The sequence below is a fragment of the Corynebacterium sp. HMSC055D05 genome, from assembly GCF_001810365.1.
GTDB lineage: Bacteria > Actinomycetota > Actinomycetes > Mycobacteriales > Mycobacteriaceae > Corynebacterium > Corynebacterium coyleae.
Window position 1 is genome coordinate 22,982 of the sequence record NZ_KV801077.1, and the last position, 17,853, is coordinate 40,834.

The following is a 17,853-nucleotide window of genomic DNA, read 5'->3' on the forward strand; positions in this document are numbered from 1 at the left end:
ATTTTGACCATCAGCGTAATCGTGTCACCATCAATTTCGCACGTTGGCGCACCCCTTCAGCGGAACGTTGCGTCAAACCGCATTATCCTTAAGCCTTATGGGCAAATTCGACTGGTTCTGGAAAGCCATGGGCTCCACGGCGGAGCGCAACAACAAGAAGTCCAAGGCTGTCGTCGCTGACGCACATGGGCTCATTGAGGAGCTTTCGCTTCTCGACGACACCGCGCTCGCCGAAACCGTCCGCGCCGCCGTCACAGATGGGGAGGTCAAGGACAAGTCTCGTTTCCTCGCCGGGTTGTCCGTTGCGTCGCAACGCACGCTCGGCATGACCCCGTTTAACGTGCAGAACCAGGCGGTGCTTCGCCTGCTGGAGGGCGACGTGATCCAGATGGCTACCGGCGAGGGCAAGACCCTGGTCGGTGCGATGGCTGCCACGGGTTTCGCACTGCAGGGCAAGCGCGTCCACCTGATTACCGTGAACAACTACCTTGCGGCCCGTGACGCGGAGTGGATGCGTCCGTTGGTGGAGTTTTTCGGGTTGTCGGTGGCTGCGGTGACGGAGTCGTCGACACGCGAGGAGCGCATCGCTGCCTACCGCTGCGACGTCATTTACGCCCCAGTGACCGAGATCGGCTTCGACCACCTGCGCGACAACCAGATCACTTCCCGCGACCAGACGGTGCAGGCGCCGGCGGATGTTGCACTCGTCGACGAGGCGGACAGTGTGCTTGTCGACGAAGCCCTGGTTCCACTCGTCCTCGCCGGCTCCGAAGGAGCCCAGCAGGCCACCGGGCAGATCACCGAAGCTGTCTCGCACCTGGTGGAGGACAAGGACTACACCATCGATTCGGATGGGCGCAACGCGTTTCTTACCGACGAAGGTGCACAGAAGATCGAGCAGTTGCTGGGCATCGACTCGCTGTATTCCGACGAGAACATCGGCACCACACTGGTCCGCGTGAACTTGGCACTCCACGCTAAGGCGCTGCTGATCCGCGACGTCCACTACATCGTCGAGGATGGCAAGGTCGCACTTGTCGACGCCTCACGTGGCCGAGTCGCAGAACTCCAGCGCTGGCCAGATGGGCTGCAGGCTGCGGTTGAGGCAAAGGAAGGCCTCGACGTGTCCGAGGGCGGGCGCATCCTGGACTCGATCACCCTGCAGGCGCTCATGCGCCGCTACCCGCTCGTGTGCGGCATGACCGGCACCGCCGTCGAGGCGACCGACCAGCTGCGAAGTTTCTACGGCCTGCACGTCTCCGTTATCGACCGAGCCAACGAGCTCAAGCGTTTCGACGAGGCAGACCGCATCTACGCCACCATGGCGGATAAAAACGCGGCCATCGTCGACGAGATTGAGCACATCCACCACACTGGCCAGCCGGTGCTCGTGGGTACGCATGATGTGGCCGAATCTGAAGCGCTCGCGGAAGCACTCGAGGCGCGTGGCATTGACGTCAACGTGCTCAACGCGAAAAACGACGCAGAAGAGGCACGCATTATCGCAGAAGCTGGCGACATCGGGCGTGTCACCGTCTCGACCCAGATGGCCGGTCGCGGTACCGACATCCGTCTCGGCGGCGCGAACGAGAACGATCATGCCGAAGTCGCCGCCCTCGGCGGTCTTGCGGTCATTGGCACCGCGCGGCACCGCACCGCGCGTTTGGACAACCAGCTTCGCGGCCGTGCAGGGCGCCAGGGCGATCCAGGCTTGAGCTTGTTCTTCGTCTCCCTTGACGACGACATCATCACCACCGGAGGGGCCGACGAATCCTTCTCCGCGCAGCCTGAACCGGATGGGCGCCTCACCGGCAATCGAGCCCAGCAGTTCGTTGAGCACTGCCAGCGCGTCACCGAAGGCCAACTGTTGGAGATCCACTCCCAGACGTGGAAGTACAACAAGCTTCTCGCAGACCACCGCGACATTCTCGACGAGCGTCGCGCCACCATTTTGGATACTGACACAGCGTGGCGAGAACTCTCTGAGCGCTCCCCGCAGCGCGCCGCCGAATTGTCGCACCTACCGCAGCCGGTTCTCGACCAAGCAGCGCGCGAAATCATGCTGTTCCATCTCGACGCAGAGTGGTCCGAACACCTCGCGCTGATGGACGATGTCCGTGAATCTATTCACCTTCGAGCTATCGCACGCGAGACCCCGATCGATGAGTACCACCGCATTGCTGTGCGCGAGTTCAAAGACCTCGCCAACCGTGCGGTTGACCAAGCGGTAGAAACCTTTAACACCGTGGATATCGATGAATCCGGGGCGCATCTTGCTGATGCAGGATGGAAGCGACCAAGCGCCACATGGACCTACATGGTTTCGGATAATCCGCTTGCCGGGTCAGGCAATTCGGTCATTAGTGGCATCGGCAATATTTTCCGTTAAGTCACTAAACACCACCCAATCCCGACTTGGGCGGTACTATTGCAGAAGTTCTCAATCTCGACTCGATAGTCAAGGAGTTAGTCATGAGCGACAACACGCCGCAGAACCAGGTCGAAACCACCTCGGTATTCCGAGCAGACCTGCTCAAGGAGATGGAATCTGGTGCCGCGGCATCTGTGGATTCCGCAGCAGGAACCGAAAACCTCCCCGAAGGTGCGGCGCTGCTCGTCGTCAAGCGTGGCCCGAACGCTGGTGCACGCTTCCTGCTCGACCAGGAGTCGACCACGGCAGGCCGCCACCCAGAGGCGGATATCTTCCTCGATGACGTGACCGTGTCTCGTCGTCACGCCGAGTTCCGCGCCAACGAGGATGGCTACGAGGTTGTCGACGTCGGATCGCTCAACGGCACCTACGTCAACCGCGAGCCGCGAAACACGCAGCAGCTGACCAATGGCGATGAAATCCAGATCGGCAAGTTCCGACTCGTATTCATCACCGCGGAAGCCTAAACTTCCGTTCATCCTTAGACCGACGTCCCACGAGAAGAAGAGCACGATCACGTGAGCGCAATCCGCAAAACCGCACCGCAGCAGACGGCCGCGAAGCAAGCCAAGCCCAACAAACCGGCAAAGACCATGTCGATTGGTGTTGTGCTTGAGCGTTTGCGGACTGAGTTTCCGGACGTGACCGTCTCCAAGATCCGTTTCCTCGAATCCGAGGGACTGATCACACCGCAGCGCACGGCGTCGGGCTACCGCCGTTTTACTGATCAGGACGTGGAGCGCCTGCGCTACATTCTGGTCACCCAACGTGACAACTACCTCCCGCTGAAGGTGATCCGCGAACAGCTCGAGGCCATGGATTCCGGCCAGGTCACCGCGATCCTGACTGCAAACGATGCTGAGCCGATGATCTCTCCAGAGAACTTCCGGGCCCCAGCACCGACGCGCCTGACCGACGTGGATGTTGCGGAACAGGCTCAGGCTTCGCAGTCCACGGTTGAGGAATACATCAAGGTAGGCCTCATCACCCCAGACGCGGCAGGGCTGTTCAATGTCGACGATGTCCGCACTGTCACTACCGCAATGTCCCTGGCTGAGTTCGGCTTGGACTCGCGTCATCTGAAGACGCTGCGTACCGCTGCTGCTCGTCAGGCTGACATGATCGGTCAGGTCACCGAACCGGTTGCAAAGTCCGGCAAGGTCAATGCGCAGCAGCAAGCAGAAGAGATTGGCCAGCAGATGTCCGCGCTGGTGGTCTCGCTGCACGCTTCGCTGGTGAAGAACGAACTGCGCAAGCAGTCCGGCAACTAGTCGTTATGGAAGCAGTCGAGCTGGTCGGGGTGTACCCCGTCGGTCCCGAGCAATACCTTTGCGCATTGCTGCAGCGATCCTCTAACGGCCGGTGCATTCCTGTCTGGGTACCAACGCATGAGGGTGGGGAATTGGCTGCCCGGCTTTCAGGTTGGTCGCCAATCCGCCCCCGCACCATAGATGCCGTTGTGGATCTGATTCGCAACACCGGAAAAACAGTAGAAACCATTGAGCTGTCTTCGTACTTAGAGGGCATGTTTATGGCAACCGTGTCGTTTGCGGACGGCTCTGAACTGGACCTGCGGGCGAGTGACGCGCTTCTGCTTGCGCTTGAATTAGACCACGAACTCAGCGTTGATGACCTCGTAGCAAGCCAGGCATCGATCTACCTTTCGCCGGAAGACGCGCAGCGTTTTCTTGGTGCTGAACTCAAGGTCATTGATCCTCAGGAATCTGTTTCAGCAAGCGGCGACGCCCAGGCTGACGCTGATTTTGAAGAGCTCATGCGCAATCTTGGTGTGGATGACCTCGACACCGGTGATACTCCTGATACTGATGGGGACGATGGGGCAGACGAGGCGAAATAAAGTCTCAGTGTAAAGTTGAGGTTGAGAGTTCGGCGTGTTGCGCGTGAAACTCTTGACCCAGGTCCTATGCTTGGCATTTAATAGTCAGCAGGCCCTCATATAACTTTCATGGGAGTAATTACGTGAGTATCAACGATCTCAACCAGGTAGGCGAGCAGGAGACCACCTCGGCTGCGGTGCAGGAATCGCTTTTCGACGTCGGCCCGTCCGACGAAGTGGGCTACCGCGTACCGATCGCATGCCAGGTCGCAGGCATCACCTACCGTCAGCTGGATTACTGGGCACGCACTGGGCTCGTTCGCCCGTCGATCCGTGGCGCAAAGGGTTCTGGTTCCCAGCGTCTGTACTCCTTCAAGGACATCTTGGTGCTCAAGATCGTCAAGGGTCTTTTGGACACCGGCATTTCCCTGCAGAACATTCGCCTCGCGGTGGATAAGCTGCGTGACCGCGGTGTCTCCGACATTGCGGAAATCACCCTGGTCTCCGACGGTGTAACCGTCTACGAGTGCCGCTCCAACGAAGAGATCATCGACCTCCTTGGCGGCGGCCAGGGCGTGTTCGGCATCGCGGTGCCGCAGATTATGAAGGAACTCACCGGCACCATCTCTGCGTTCCCGTCCGAGCGTGTCGAAGAAGAGATCGACGCTCCAAACGTCATTGGTTTCGACGAGCTGGCTGATCGCCGTCGTCGCAAGACTTCCTAAACAGGCCACACAACAACGGCCCGGGCTGGGTACTCCCTCCAGTCCGGGCCTTTGTTGCTTGCCGATGTTAGCCGTCAGAACCCTGCGGCCTGCTTCACCGCATCCGCGATGTTCTCTGCAGTCTTGGCATCGACCTGTTTTTTGGCGATCTGCTCGAGTGCCGCATCCGGATCGCCTTCTCCGACACGTACCACAGTCAGGTCCAGGTTGGTGCCCGCTGCCTGCCGGAAGCCGTCAATAAATGCTGCGTCATCTCCGGCATCAGCGGTGCCGGTGGTAACGAGCACAATTCGCATTGGCGCATTTGCGTTGCCGTATGCAGCAGCCGCAGCCTGGAGTGCTTCGCGGGTCTGGGGGACTCCGCCGACAAGGAAGCGACGCACCGCCACGTTGACCGACTCCGCATCAGGGGAGACGGAGATGTTTTGGCGGAAACCATTCACCACACCAGGGGTCAGCGGTGAGGAGTAGTTCCACAGACCTACTTCCTTCCCTGCACCGGCAAGTTCAAGCGCGGTGTTGCCAATCGCATCCTTGGCTGGCTCGATAAACGGCGCCATTGCCTCAGAGGTGTCAAGTAGGAACAACGTGTTGACCGGCTCGATCACCTTTGCAGCCTCAGCTTGATCGCCGAGCTTCTCTCCACCAGAAGGCAGGGCAGCAGCCCAGACCAGATCCGAAATCACCGGCTGATCTTTCTCGGAGCCATCGAACTTCTCGGCTGCGGCACGTGCGAAGTCCTGGCCAGCGCGCGCTTGATCCTCGTTTACTGCGTCGTTCTGGTTCAACGGGATCGCCGCGTAAACAATGTCTGCGCCGACTGAGGTAAATGAAAGACCTTCCGGAACACTGTCCTCCGCAGTCGCCACAAGCTTGCCGTCTGCTCCTGCGAAGTCCGCCAGCCTACCCAGACGCTGATCGGTGAGGGCCTTCACAGCATCATTGTCGTTGCCGGCGACCTTTGCCGCCACCAACGCGGAAGCCTCAGGCTCTTCCTCAACAGGGAACAGCACAGACTCGGTCTTCACGTCCTCCAACTTCACCTGTTCGGTGCCAGCGACACCTACAGGTTCACTATGGACAGCTTGGGGGTCAGCAACCGCTGCAGTGCGCTCAGCCGACTTCAACGCAGTATGCGTAATCGAGGTATTCGGAGCGATATAGACTGCTGCTTCCTTGATCGAGTCAACATACTGCGGCTTGATGCAGTAGTCCCGGACAACGGGGTTGGCGGCTGCGTAGTCGTCGATAAGTGCACGGCCCACTTTCTCATCGGAAGCGGCGACCGGCAGAACCAGCTCACCGGATACGCAATCAGGAGCTGCAGCGCTCGAGTCGGCGCCGTCGCGCTGCCACAAAACCACTGCAAGCACTGCAGCCACAGCGAGAGCGACAAGCAGGGCGATAAGCCAACCCGCTAGCCTGAAATTGTTTTTACCGCTTGCGTGCCTAGCCATTGTGGTCGTAGCCCCTTCAACGTCGAACGATTGAGAAAACCTGCTCCGAGCTTAGCTGTCCAACGCAGCTTCTACGGTCGCGACAAGCCTGGCGCGCAGCGGAGCGGCGGCTTGAGACAATGCCCGTTGACGCGCAACGTATTCCGCTTTACCTTCAGCGGTTTCTACCGCGACAACATCAAAGCCCAACTCTCGGCAGTCGTATGGCGACGCTTCCATATCCAAGCGCCGAGCCCGTGCCGCAAGTTCAAAGCAATCCAGGAAAAGTTCGCCTGGTACCAGCGGTCCTAACTTCAACGCCCACTTGTACAGATCCATGCTGACATGTACACAGCCAGCCTGGTCGTGATCAGGCTGAGACTCGCGAGTAAGAACAGTCAGATTCAGCGGGCGCGCTGCAGGGGTGAAGAAACGAAACGCGTCATAATGTGAGCACTTGATGTGGTGAGACTCAACCACGTCGTTGGTGCCCTCTGCTCCAAGGCGAAGTGGTAAATCGTGACGTGGGTGGTCGGTCTTATACACCATCGCCCACTCGTGCATGCCGAAGCAATCAAAGTGAGCAGGACGCGTATCGACGGCACGCAGCAGCCGGCCAACCATCTCCACATCATTGCGTCGATGCTGGAGGAAAAGGCCTAGATTCAAGGACACGGTTCCGTCAGGTGTGGCGACGTAGTCGCGCCAAGACGCTTGCGGTGTATCCGCAGCCTGAGCGAGAGTAACCCCAACCCCGGGATGCCAGCGCTTCAAATGCGATGGGCGAACGGGGTAGTACTCAAAGAGGAAGTCCCATACTGGGTGGTACTCGCCATGCGCACGCCGAGCCGCGCGGGCGTCCGCCCAAGGAGCCGCACGCTGCTCGTGCTCGCGTATACGTACGAGATATTCCTCAGGTTGCAGGGTTGTGGTCATACGCACGCGAACTATTCGTTTTCGTGCGTCCAGTCTGAGACAGTACCCACGTATTCCTCAATGAGGTCTTCGAGGGCGACGATCCCGACGAGGCGGCCGTTCTCATGCACTGCCGCCATGTGCGCTGAACGTCGGTGCAGCAAAGTAAGAGCGTCGTCCATTGACTCGTGGCCGTCGACTGTGATGAGCGGTCGAATGCGTGAAAGCGGCACGCGTGGATCCTTCTCATCTGTCTCCATCAAGTCCAGAATGTCCTTCACATGGAGGTAGCCCGCCAGGGATCCAGTGCTGATCAGTACCGGGAAGCGTGAAAAACCGGTGTCTTGCACTGCCTGCTCGATGATCGAAAGACGGATGCCGCGCGGGTCGTAGGGGATCGTCTTTACCTCTACAAGCGGGATGAGCACCTCGTTGAGGCTGCGGGAATCCTGACGCAACGCCTTTGCCAAACGGACAGTTTCCTCGGCATCCAGGAGCCCCTCTTTGCGAGACTCCTGAATCATTGTGGCTAACTGCTCCTGGTCGACAGTGGAATCCAACTCGTCGCGCTGTTGGATACCGAACGCAGCTAATGTCTGACGAGCCACCCAGTTAAGTGCTTCCAGCACGGGGCGGGTTAGCTTCATCCAAACCGTCATCGGTCTGGTGAGCCACATTGCCGATTGCTCAGGCCCCGCGATGGCAATATTCTTCGGCACCATCTCGCCGAACAAAATGTGCAGGAAAGAAATGAATGCAAGCGCAATAACGAACGAAATTGGATGCAGAATATCTGCCGGTACACCCAGCGCGAGGAACGGCTCCTCCAGATATTTTGCAATCGCCGGCTCGGCAACCTTGCCCAATATCAGCGAGGCCACAGTAATGCCGAACTGCGCACCAGCCAAGTAGATGGAAAGGTGCTCGGTTGCGTACATCACGTCCTGGGCTTTGGTTTTGCCTTGGGCCTGGAGTGACTCGAGACGGTCGCGGCGCGAGGATACGAGAGCGAACTCGGCTCCAACAAAGAATGCGTTAGCAGCGAGGAGGGCGACAATCAGGACAACAGCGAGCCAGATACTCATCGGTCGGCCTCCTCAGGGGTAATCGGGCGCAGCATCGCTTTATCCACACGGCGGCCGTCCATTGCGGTGACCTGGGCAAGCCATGATCCGGCGCCTGCCGATTGGAACTCCTCCTGCAGCGAACCGAACGTTTCGCGCAGGACGACCTCGTCGCCAACCTTCGGGATGCGACCGAGTGTTGCCATGATCAGACCGCCCAACGTCTCGTAGGGGCCGTCGGGTGCTGTGTAGGCGAGGCGCTCTTCGAGCTCGTCGAGACGCACGAGCCCGGAAACCTCCCATGAGGTGCCGTAACGGACAAAGTCCTTTTCGCTTTCGCGGTCATCGTATTCGTCGTACACCTCGCCAAGAATCTCCTCAACGAGGTCTTCGATGGTAACCAGGCCCATGGTGCCGCCGTATTCATCGGCAACAAGTACGACCTGCGAACCAGCAGAGCGCACCCGGTTCAGCACGGAATCGCCGTCCAGCGTGCCCGGGACGATTGGGACACGCCGGGCAAGCGTGGCAAGTTGTGTGGTCGCACGCTCGTCGGGTGGCACGGAGAATGCGTCCTTGATGTGGACGACTCCGAGGGTGTCGTCGAGATCGCCACGCCGCACTGGGAAACGCGAACGCCCAGTTTCGCGAGCAAGTGCGATCAGGTCGACAACAGTATCCTCCGCGTCGAGGGAGTCGATGGTGGAACGCGGCGTCATCACCTCTTCAGCTGTGGTCTCGCCGAAGCGCAGTGATCGGTCGATCACTGCAGCGGTCTCAGCATCCAAACCACCAGCCTCTGCCGACGAACGCACCATGGCGCCAAGCTCCTGAGAAGAGCGGGCCGAGGCAAGCTCGTCGGCAGGCTCGATACCCATCTTGCGCACAATCCAGTTAGCGGAGGTATTGAGAAGGTTGATAAACGGCTTCATCGCCGTGTTAAACCAGTGCACAGGTGGCACGACCACGCGAGCTGTCGCCAGCGGGTCCGTAATAGCCATGTTTTTCGGTACAAGCTCGCCGAAAACCATCGACAAAAACGTTGCGATGACAAGGGCCAAAATAAGTGCGACAGTGGTTGAGGCCGACGCACTAAGTCCGACGGCCTCCAACGCAGGGGTGAAGAACTTACCGAGTACAGGCTCGGCAAGGAAACCTGCCGCCAGCGTCGTCACCGTAATGCCGAGCTGGGCGCCTGAGAGGACGAACGAAAGATTCGCGTGATCACGCGCGATAGCGCGGGCTGTAGCATCCCCGCGTTGTTTAACGTGGGCATCGATTGTGGAGCGCTCGAGCCCCGTCATGGCGAACTCGATTGCAACGAACAACCCGGTAGAGGCTGTCAGCAATACGAACGCCAGAAGAGAAAGTATGGATATGAATATGTCCATGTGTGTTGATCTGCGCCTTAGCGGCCGTTACTCCTTCGTTTGTTCTCTCCACGACGACCCTGCGAGTTGCCGCGTTGCCCACGTGTAGAACGGGAACGTCCAGCGCGGCTCGATCGTTGCGACGACCGACGCCCAGCGCGGGAACCTTGCCCGCCACCACCACGGGGAGCCTGCTTCGGAGCCCCCGGCGGAGGCAATGGCTTTCCATCTGCGACACGTGCTCCTGTAATCGTAACCAACGACTCCGACATTGGAGCCACTCTGACCTCCGGAGCCTTCACGCCTGCCTTGCGCATCAGTTGCGCGACTTCCTTAGCTTGCTCGTCCATGACGAGCGTGACCACTGTGCCGGACGTGCCAGCACGGGCGGTGCGCCCTGCGCGGTGCAAATACGCCTTGTGCTCGGCTGGCGGATCGACGTGGACGACAAGCGAGACGTCGTCGACATCGATACCGCGTGCGGCAATATCAGTAGCGACGAGCACCGGGGTGGTGCCGTCGCTGAAGCCGTCTAAGGCACGCGTACGCGCCCCTTGGGTTTTATCGCCGTGCAACCCCTGGGCATTGATGCCGACACGTCGCAGCTTCTTCACCTGACGGTCAACACCGTGTTTCGTGCGCATAAACATGATGGTCTTGCCGTCACGTGCGGCGATCTGCATCGCGATCTCATTGCGTTGCTCACGGCCACCGACCAAAAGTCGGAAATGCTCCATGGTGTCCACAGCGGCCTCCACCGGCGCAGTGGAGTGCGTCACTGGGTTGTGCATGTAGCGGTCGATGAGCTTTTGCACGTCGCCATCCAGTGTGGCGGAAAACAGCAAACGCTGGCCGTTTTTGGGAGTGCGGTCGAGCAGCTTGCGAACTTGTGGCAAAAAACCCATGTCGGCCATCTGATCGGCCTCGTCCAGAGCAGTGACCTCCACCTTATCCAGGAAGAGTTTCTTCTGGTTGATGAGATCCTCGGCGCGGCCTGGGGTAGCCACAAGGAGATCGACTGGGGAGGCCAACACACGAATGTGGTTATTGATGTTCACGCCACCGACAACATCGAGGACGCGTAGGCCGAGGGCGGCAGCGGAGTCGTCGATACGCTCGCGAATCTGTGTTGCAAGTTCACGCGTCGGCGCAAGCACGAGCGCTCGCGGGTGACCCGGGCGTGATGGGGCTCCAACGAGACGGGCAAGCATAGGCAAACCGAACGTAAACGTTTTGCCCGAGCCTGTTGGACCCCGCCCGAGAACATCACGGCCCGCAAGGGCATCGGGGATAGCCGCCTCTTGGATAGGGAAGGGCTCCGTGATGCCCTGCTTTTTCAGCGTGGCGACGATTTCACGGGGTAGGCCGAGGTCGGCGAATGTAGTCATTCAGATCAGTGTACGCGCGTCGTTGTTTTAGTAGCTCAACTCTTCCCGCTCGCCGGACCAGGTGGTGTGGAACGTGCCTTCCATGTCCACGCGGCGGTAGGTGTGTGCACCAAAGAAGTCGCGCTGTCCCTGGATCAGTGCTGCTGGCAGCCGCTTGGCACGCAGCGAGTCGTAGTAGGACAACGAGGAAGCGAACACCGGCACTGGGAGTCCAAGCTGCGTAGCGACGACAACCACACGGCGCCATGCGTCTACCAGGCCCTTTTGCAGTTCTCCAGTGAAGTACGGATCGAGCAACAACGACGGGAGATTCGGATCGTTTTCGTAGGCCTCGGTAATGCGGTCGAGGAACTTCGCACGAATGATGCAGCCACCGCGCCAAATACGTGCGAGATCGCCCGGTTTGATATCCCAGTTGTGCTCGGCGGACCCAGCGTTAATCTCGTCGAAGCCTTGCGCGTAGGCGACCAACTTGGAGGCGTACAGGGCTCGGCGGACATCGTCGATAAACGCAGGCTTATCCACGCCAAGTGCTTCGAGGGTACTCAACTCGCCCGCCGGAAGTTCGGCTTCCGACGCGGCCTCACGCTGTGCAAGTGCCGACGACAGCGCGCGGGCAAACACTGCCTCGCCGATAGCTGTGGTCGGTACACCGAGATCCAGTGCCTCCTTGACGGTCCACCGTCCGGTGCCTTTTTGGCCGGCAGCGTCCACGATGATGTCGATAAACGGTTTTCCGGTGCGGGCGTCGACCTGGCGAAGCACCTCCGCGGTGATTTCGATGAGGTAGGAATCCAGATCGCCCTTGTTCCATTCAGTGAAAATGTCGGCGATCTCCGCAGGGGCCAGGCCTGCTGCGTAACGTAGCAGGTGGTACGCCTCGCCGATCACTTGCATGTCGGCGTACTCGATGCCGTTGTGCACCATCTTGACAAAGTGGCCAGCGCCGTCCGGGCCAATGTGGGTCACGCACGGGGTGCCATCGACCTTTGCAGCAATGTCTTCGAGGAGTGGTCCAAGTGTCTCCCAGGATTCGACTGGGCCACCCGGCATAATCGACGGGCCACGCAATGCACCTTCTTCACCGCCGGAAATACCCGCGCCGACAAAATGGCGATTGCGCTTGGCCATCTCACGTTCACGGCGAATCGTGTCGGTGAACAGGGCATTGCCACCGTCGATGATGATGTCACCGTCTTCCATCGCATCAGCGAGCTGTTCGATGACCGCATCAGTTGCTGCACCGGCCTGCACCATGATCACTGCCTTGCGGGGGCGCTGCAGAGATGCGACAAAGTCCTCGATGGTCTCGGCGGCGATGAAGGTTCCCTCATGGCCATACTCGTTGATAACCGCCCGCGTCTTCTCTGGTGAGCGGTTGTAAATAGCGACGGTATGGCCCTTCGACGCAAAATTACGGGCAAGGTTTGAGCCCATTACTGCCATACCGACGACACCGATTTGAGCAAGAGGTTCTGAAGCATCTGCAGTCATAGTGCGAATTCTACGTGGCAGAAGACAGATCATCCGTATCATCGACGAGCATGAACCTAGAATTCGATTTTCGCCTGTACAACGAAGTGCTCGACACGCCGTTGAGCGAAGAAGAACTCGCTGTGATCAACAATCTCAACGTTGATTTCGCCCAACGACTCGGGCTAGTGCTGGATTACTGCTCAAAAGACCGGATGGATGCACACCTCGTCGCAACTGAGGAGCATCTGCAGCCAACCGGCATTGTCAACGGCGGTGTCTACTGCGCAATCGGTGAAACCATGGGGTCAATTGCGGCGGTGGCAGCTAGCGCCAAGCCAGCAGTGGGGATGAGCAACTCCACCGACCTTCTGGGCAGCGTGCGCGCGGGGCAACGTATCGACGCCACCGCGGAGCCGGTCCACATCGGTGCGCGCACCCACCTGTGGCGCGTGAACATGTACTGCGAGGAGAAGTTGGTCGCTGTGACCAACCTCAAACTGATGATCCTGAGCAAATAGTGGCTGATTAAAGCCAGTGGTTCTTGCGGAACCACCACCACATCACCGAGATAGCAATGAACATTGCGAGAAGTGCAGCGGGGTAGCCGTAACGCCAGCCAAGCTCTGGCATGACTTCGAAGTTCATGCCGTAGATTCCGGCAACCAACGTCGGCACCGCCGCCATGCCCACAACGGCCGAAATCGTACGCATGTCAGAGTTCTGCTGCATCGTAATCTTCGCTACCGACGCGTCCAGCAGGGACGTGAGACGTTCGTCGAAGCCTGAAAGACGGTCGCTGACGATCGTGGAGTTATCTTGGACGTCGCGGAAGTAGGTACGCAGAGCCTTACGCATAAAGTCCTTGTTGTTCGTCAACCCGTTGCGAAGCGCTGGCGACAGTGGGTCGATCGCGTGACGCATCTCCAAAATCTCACGCTTGTAGGTGTAGATCTTGTCAATGTTGATCGTGCGACGTGGCGTAAACACTTCGTTTTCCAGCTCGTCGACGTCGCTTTCGAGGAAATCCGCGACCTTCAGGTAGTTGTCTACCAGATAGTCAGATACCGCCCACGCCACAGCGGAAGGCCCGAGCAGCGCTAGCTCTTCTTCGTCCTCGAGCTTGTTGGTGAGGTCAGGGAGACGGACATTATGGCGAATCGTGATGGCAAACTTCTCGCCGATAATCATCTGTACTTCGCCGGTGGAAATGATTTCACGGGCGTCCGACACCTCTTCGTCGTCACGATACGACACTGAACGCACAACCAGGAACAACTGCTCGTCGTGGCGTTCAACCTTCGGTCGCTGATGGGCTGCGACAACATCGTCCACAACCAGGTCCTCAATATCGAAGACCTCGGCGATGCGTTCCATTTGCTCCGTTGTGGGCTCTTTCAGAGACAGCCATACGAAAGCGTTGTCGTAGCGTTCTGCCACCTCAAGTGCGTGAGTCATGCGCACATTTCCCGGCTGGCGTTTGCCGTCGACAAAAACGCGGCAAAAGTCGATCTGACGCTCGACAGGCACCGGGATTTGGTTCACAGACGGGGGCTGCACCTTCTTAGGACGCTGTCCTGGAATTGAAATACGTGGCGGCATAGCTTTAGCCCCCTTTCACGTCGTAGGGCAGGCCGAACACGGCAAAGCCCAGGATGAATGAGCACACAAAAATGGGTGCGCACGGATATCAAAGGTGATATTACGCGTGCGCACCCCAATGTCTAACGGGGGTGATCCTAGGGTTAAAACACCGTCAACCCCCGCGAGCGGAAGACCTCTCGCACATGCTCGACAGATTCGGCAGATGGGGGAGTGACGTCCTGCAACTCGTAGTCGAGGCCAATCTTGTCCCACTTGTCGGCACCCATGTTGTGGAAAGGAAGCACTTCCACACGCTCTACGGTGCCCTTCCAACGCGCGACGATATCGGCGACTCGCTGCACGTTTTCCTCAGCGTCGGTCAGACCTGGGACTACAACGAACCGGATCCAGACCGGTTTGCCCTTCTCGTGCAGTCGATCACCAAAATCGATGGTTGGCTGCAATTGGCGCGCGGTGACATTTTCGTATGTGTCAGGATCACCGGACTTGACGTCGAGGAGGAACAAATCAATATTGTCCAGGTCCTCGTCGGTCAAGCGTGCACCAAGGTAACCAGAAGTGTCGATTGTGGTGTGCACACCAGCGTCATGCACTGCCTTGAGCAGTCGTCGTGTAAACGCGATCTGAAACAGCGGTTCGCCGCCTGAAAGGGTCAGCCCGCCACCGGAAGCGTTAAAGACAGGCTTGTATCGCAGTACGCGGCGCACGACGTCGTCGATACGCTCGAGTGTGCCTTCCTTCATTTCCATCGTGTCCGGATTGTGGCAGTACTTGCACCGCAGTGGGCAGCCCGACAAGAAAATCGTCATACGGGTGCCCGGTCCGTCGACGGCAGTGACCAGTTCCCAAGAGTGGATGAGGCCGATCTCGCCAGTACGGCGAGCCTCAAACAACTCTGGGCGAGTGATCTCAAGGTCGTCGGTGGAAAGTCCGCCTAAACCGGCAGCGACGCCGCGCACGCGCTCGCCTGCTTCAGGCGATAGCGTGACGACGCCGCTCGTTCCGTCTTGGGCCATAAACTACGCGCCCTGGTGGAAGGTACGAGAGATGACGTCGCGCTGCTGCTCCTTGGTCAGCTTCACGAAGTTCACGGCGTAGCCAGAGACACGAACAGTGAGGTTCGGGTAGTTCTCTGGGTGCTCCATTGCATCCTCAAGCGTGGACTCGTCAAGCACGTTGATGTTGGCGTGGTACAGGCCAGAGTCCATGTTGTTTGCGGAACGGGAAGCCTTCATGGAAGCGAGGCGCTCGTCGAAAGTAGGGGTGGTCATGTTGTCGTCTCCTTCGGAGTGAATAGGTGAGTGGGAAAGTCTGATTAGGCGGGGTTAATGACCGCGTCGGCGTTGTCCATGATGAAGCCGGCGTCGAGAACACCAACCAGGTTGGTGATCTGCTCTTCCTTGTTACGGCCCAGACCCGACGGGGTGATCGTGTTGGTCAGCGAAATGCCGTCCAATGCGTCGTTGTAGTCGAGCTTGCCCACGGACAGCATCGAAGCGACCATGCCGTGATTGTCTGCGCCGTTCTCCGGGTTCGCACCTGGGGCGAACGGAGTGCCGGCCTTGTGCCCGGACGGGAACGAACCAGTTGCCTTGCCGTAGACCACGTTAGAGGTAATGGTCAGTACCGACTGGGTCGGAATAGCGTCGCGGTACATCGGGATCGCTTTGATCTTCTGCATCACGGTGTGGACCACGGTTGCGGCAATGTCGTCCGCGCGGTCATCGTCGTTGCCGTAGAACGGGAAGTCGCCCTCGGTGATGTAGTCGACGATCAAGCCTGTCTCGTCGCGCACCGGTGTGACCTTCGCGTACTTAATCGCGGACAGAGAGTCAGCAACGATTGAAAGGCCAGCGATGCCACAGCCCATGGTGCGGACGATGTCGGAGTCGTGCAGTGCCATCTCGATGGATTCGTAGGCGTAGCGGTCGTGGCAGTAGTGGATGATGTTCAGCGCCTCGACGTAGGTACCGATAACCCAGTCGAGCATCTCCTCGTACTTCTGCCAGACCTCGTCGAAGTCGAGTGGGCCATCGCCCTCGATCGGCTTGTGGTCACCGTCAGTTATCTGCTTGCCGGTAACTTCGTCACGACCACCGTTCATGGCGTAGAGCAGTGCCTTCGCAGCGTTAACGCGTGCGCCGAAGAACTGCATCTGCTTGCCAACCTTCATCGGAGAGACACAGCACGCAATAGCGGCGTCGTCGCCCCACTGGTCACGGATCTGCTTGTCAGACTCGTATTGCAACGAAGAGGTCTCGATGGAGATCGCGGCGCAGAACTCCTTGTAGCCCTCCGGCAGCGCCGGATCCCAGAAGATGGTGATGTTCGGCTCCGGAGCAGGACCCAGGTTGCGCAGCGTCTGCAGCAGACGGAACGCGGTCTTGGTGACCTGGTGGCGGCCGTCCTCAGAGAAACCAGCGTCGGTCCAGGTTGCCCAGTACGGGTCACCAGAGAAGATCTGGTCGTAGTCCTCTGTACGGAGGAAGCGCACGATGCGCAGCTTGATGACGAGCGCGTCGATGATCTCCTGCGCCTCAACCTCGGTCAAGGTGCCGTTGGCTAGGTCACGCTCGAAGTATGCGTCCAAGAACGGGGAGAGGCGACCAATGGACATTGCGGCGCCGTCCTGGCTCTTTACGGAGGCAAGGTAGCCGAAGTAGGTCCACTGCACAGCTTCCTTGGCGTTGGTTGCCGGGCCGGAGATGTCGAAGCCGTAGTCTTCAGCCATCTTCTTTAGCTTCTTGAGTGCCTTGATCTGCTCCGCGTGCTCCTCGCGGTAACGTGCCCAGTGCTCGGAGAAGCCCTTCTCCAAAGACGCATCCTTGGCCAGCTGCTTTTGCTCGATGAGGTAGTCAACGCCGTATAGCGCCACACGACGGTAATCACCGATGATGCGTCCACGGCCGTAGGCGTCCGGCAGGCCCGTGACGATGTGGGACGAGCGTGCTGCGCGGATTCGAGGGGTGTAGATGTCGAAGACGGCATCGTTGTGGGTCTTGCGGTAGTGGGTGAAGATCTTCTTCACCTCCGGGTTGACCTCTTTGCCGGCCTCCTTGATGGCCTGCTCAACCATGCGCCAGCCACCGTTAGGCATCATGGCACGCTTGGTCGGGGTATCAGTCTGCAGACCGACGATCACGTCATCATCCTCGGAGATGTATCCGGGCTTGAAGGCGTCGATATCGGCCGGAGTGTCAGTGTCAACGTCATAGACGCGACGCTCGCGCTCAACGGCGAGGTAATTCTTATCCAGGTAGTCCCAGAGGCGCAGTGTCTTGTCGGTTGCGCCTTCGAGGAAGGATGCGTCCCCGTCGTACGGGGTGTAATTGCGCTGAACAAAGTCGCGGACATCGATGTGCTCGGTCCACGGTCCTGGCGTGAAACCTTCCCACGCCTTGTTCTGGATTTGCGGCTCTGTAGAAACAGTCACAGTTGCACGATCTTTCACATAGATAACTAGTGGTCTTCATGCGGCTGCGCTTACCCATTCCCAAACACAGTCTCTTTAAAGCGCTTGCCGCTTACCTAAGAGTATAAAGAAGTTTTCCGACTATAGGTAATACGTTTGGGGTGGTGTTGGTCACACAAAGTCTTCGGGGGTGGAGA

The 17,853-nt window shown here is 58.9% G+C and carries 16 protein-coding genes; 6 read left to right on the plus strand and 10 right to left on the minus strand.

All coding sequences use genetic code 11. The features are described from left to right. The first annotated feature begins 97 nt into the window (after positions 1–97). The 5 genes from secA2 (at position 98) to HMPREF2734_RS07630 (ending at position 4,993) form a co-directional block, all read left to right on the plus strand. The gene (gene secA2, locus HMPREF2734_RS07610; protein WP_070570269.1) at positions 98–2,389 is read left to right on the plus strand and encodes an accessory Sec system translocase SecA2; all 2,292 of its coding nucleotides are present in this window, start codon (positions 98–100) and stop codon (positions 2,387–2,389) included. Positions 2,390–2,472: 83 nt separating this feature from the next. Next, positions 2,473–2,898 (plus strand): oxoglutarate dehydrogenase inhibitor Odhl, encoded by a 426-nt coding sequence (odhI, locus tag HMPREF2734_RS07615; RefSeq protein WP_070423210.1) that lies wholly within the window; start codon positions 2,473–2,475, stop codon positions 2,896–2,898. A 51-nt stretch (positions 2,899–2,949) separates the two neighbouring features. Beyond that, on the plus strand, positions 2,950–3,702 hold the full coding sequence (locus tag HMPREF2734_RS07620; RefSeq protein WP_070423209.1) for a transcriptional regulator FtsR: 753 nt from the start codon (positions 2,950–2,952) through the stop codon (positions 3,700–3,702). Positions 3,703–3,707: 5 nt separating this feature from the next. Then, positions 3,708–4,289, plus strand: a complete 582-nt coding sequence (locus tag HMPREF2734_RS07625) for a bifunctional nuclease domain-containing protein (protein ID WP_070423208.1) — start codon at positions 3,708–3,710, stop codon at positions 4,287–4,289. Positions 4,290–4,417: 128 nt separating this feature from the next. Beyond that, positions 4,418–4,993: a MerR family transcriptional regulator gene (locus HMPREF2734_RS07630; RefSeq protein ID WP_070423253.1), complete on the plus strand. Its 576-nt coding sequence runs from the start codon at positions 4,418–4,420 to the stop codon at positions 4,991–4,993. 74 nt (positions 4,994–5,067) lie between these two features. On the opposite strand, the gene HMPREF2734_RS07635 is transcribed toward HMPREF2734_RS07630, so the two are convergent. Genes HMPREF2734_RS07635 through gndA form a run of 6 tightly spaced genes read right to left on the minus strand, consistent with a single transcriptional unit; the run spans position 5,068 to position 12,660 of the window. Beyond that, positions 5,068–6,450: a vWA domain-containing protein gene (locus tag HMPREF2734_RS07635; protein WP_070570271.1), complete on the minus strand. Its 1,383-nt coding sequence runs from the start codon at positions 6,448–6,450 to the stop codon at positions 5,068–5,070. Positions 6,451–6,501: 51 nt separating this feature from the next. After that, positions 6,502–7,365 carry a 3-methyladenine DNA glycosylase gene (locus HMPREF2734_RS07640; RefSeq protein WP_070570273.1) on the minus strand — a complete coding sequence of 288 codons (864 nt, stop codon included), beginning with the start codon at positions 7,363–7,365 and terminating at the stop codon, positions 6,502–6,504. An 11-nt stretch (positions 7,366–7,376) separates the two neighbouring features. Continuing rightward, positions 7,377–8,429 carry a hemolysin family protein gene (locus tag HMPREF2734_RS07645; RefSeq protein ID WP_070451544.1) on the minus strand — a complete coding sequence of 351 codons (1,053 nt, stop codon included), beginning with the start codon at positions 8,427–8,429 and terminating at the stop codon, positions 7,377–7,379. Beyond that, a complete protein-coding gene (locus HMPREF2734_RS07650) occupies positions 8,426–9,799 on the minus strand; it encodes a hemolysin family protein (RefSeq protein WP_070423204.1) in 1,374 nt (457 codons plus the stop codon). Before HMPREF2734_RS07650 ends, HMPREF2734_RS07645 begins: the two co-directional genes overlap by 4 nt. A gap of 17 nt (positions 9,800–9,816) precedes the next feature. Beyond that, on the minus strand, positions 9,817–11,166 hold the full coding sequence (locus HMPREF2734_RS07655) for a DEAD/DEAH box helicase (RefSeq protein ID WP_070570275.1): 1,350 nt from the start codon (positions 11,164–11,166) through the stop codon (positions 9,817–9,819). A gap of 27 nt (positions 11,167–11,193) precedes the next feature. Next, the gene (gene gndA, locus HMPREF2734_RS07660) at positions 11,194–12,660 is read right to left on the minus strand and encodes an NADP-dependent phosphogluconate dehydrogenase (protein ID WP_070570277.1); all 1,467 of its coding nucleotides are present in this window, start codon (positions 12,658–12,660) and stop codon (positions 11,194–11,196) included. A 50-nt stretch (positions 12,661–12,710) separates the two neighbouring features. Here gndA and HMPREF2734_RS07665 point away from each other — a divergent pair, with 50 nt between their 5' ends. Beyond that, the gene (locus HMPREF2734_RS07665; RefSeq protein WP_070570279.1) at positions 12,711–13,160 is read left to right on the plus strand and encodes a PaaI family thioesterase; all 450 of its coding nucleotides are present in this window, start codon (positions 12,711–12,713) and stop codon (positions 13,158–13,160) included. Between the two features lie 7 nt (positions 13,161–13,167). Here the strand turns inward: HMPREF2734_RS07665 and HMPREF2734_RS07670 are convergent, their stop codons facing one another. The 4 genes from HMPREF2734_RS07670 to HMPREF2734_RS07685 form a co-directional block, all read right to left on the minus strand. Beyond that, the gene (locus HMPREF2734_RS07670) at positions 13,168–14,241 is read right to left on the minus strand and encodes a magnesium and cobalt transport protein CorA (RefSeq protein ID WP_070423200.1); all 1,074 of its coding nucleotides are present in this window, start codon (positions 14,239–14,241) and stop codon (positions 13,168–13,170) included. Between the two features lie 143 nt (positions 14,242–14,384). Continuing rightward, positions 14,385–15,260 carry a pyruvate formate-lyase-activating protein gene (gene pflA, locus HMPREF2734_RS07675; protein WP_070570280.1) on the minus strand — a complete coding sequence of 292 codons (876 nt, stop codon included), beginning with the start codon at positions 15,258–15,260 and terminating at the stop codon, positions 14,385–14,387. Between the two features lie 3 nt (positions 15,261–15,263). Next, the gene (gene grcA2 / locus HMPREF2734_RS12320) at positions 15,264–15,515 is read right to left on the minus strand and encodes an autonomous glycyl radical cofactor GrcA2 (RefSeq protein WP_034999039.1); all 252 of its coding nucleotides are present in this window, start codon (positions 15,513–15,515) and stop codon (positions 15,264–15,266) included. A 44-nt stretch (positions 15,516–15,559) separates the two neighbouring features. Beyond that, on the minus strand, positions 15,560–17,677 hold the full coding sequence (locus tag HMPREF2734_RS07685) for a pyruvate formate lyase family protein (protein ID WP_070570282.1): 2,118 nt from the start codon (positions 17,675–17,677) through the stop codon (positions 15,560–15,562). Positions 17,678–17,853: the final 176 nt, after the last annotated feature.

Bases quoted from the DNA above. Each gene is read 5' to 3' on its own strand.
- secA2 (WP_070570269.1), top strand. From the start codon at position 98: ATGGGCAAATTCGACTGGTTCTGGAAAGCCATGGGCTCCACGGCGGAG.
- odhI (WP_070423210.1), top strand. From the start codon at position 2,473: ATGAGCGACAACACGCCGCAGAACCAGGTCGAAACCACCTCGGTATTC.
- HMPREF2734_RS07625 (WP_070423208.1), top strand. From the start codon at position 3,708: ATGGAAGCAGTCGAGCTGGTCGGGGTGTACCCCGTCGGTCCCGAGCAA.
- HMPREF2734_RS07635 (WP_070570271.1), bottom strand. From the start codon at position 6,450: ATGGCTAGGCACGCAAGCGGTAAAAACAATTTCAGGCTAGCGGGTTGG.
- HMPREF2734_RS07640 (WP_070570273.1), bottom strand. From the start codon at position 7,365: ATGACCACAACCCTGCAACCTGAGGAATATCTCGTACGTATACGCGAG.
- HMPREF2734_RS07645 (WP_070451544.1), bottom strand. From the start codon at position 8,429: ATGAGTATCTGGCTCGCTGTTGTCCTGATTGTCGCCCTCCTCGCTGCT.
- HMPREF2734_RS07650 (WP_070423204.1), bottom strand. From the start codon at position 9,799: ATGGACATATTCATATCCATACTTTCTCTTCTGGCGTTCGTATTGCTG.
- HMPREF2734_RS07655 (WP_070570275.1), bottom strand. From the start codon at position 11,166: ATGACTACATTCGCCGACCTCGGCCTACCCCGTGAAATCGTCGCCACG.
- gndA (WP_070570277.1), bottom strand. From the start codon at position 12,660: ATGACTGCAGATGCTTCAGAACCTCTTGCTCAAATCGGTGTCGTCGGT.
- HMPREF2734_RS07665 (WP_070570279.1), top strand. From the start codon at position 12,711: ATGAACCTAGAATTCGATTTTCGCCTGTACAACGAAGTGCTCGACACG.
- HMPREF2734_RS07670 (WP_070423200.1), bottom strand. From the start codon at position 14,241: ATGCCGCCACGTATTTCAATTCCAGGACAGCGTCCTAAGAAGGTGCAG.
- pflA (WP_070570280.1), bottom strand. From the start codon at position 15,260: ATGGCCCAAGACGGAACGAGCGGCGTCGTCACGCTATCGCCTGAAGCA.
- grcA2 (WP_034999039.1), bottom strand. From the start codon at position 15,515: ATGACCACCCCTACTTTCGACGAGCGCCTCGCTTCCATGAAGGCTTCC.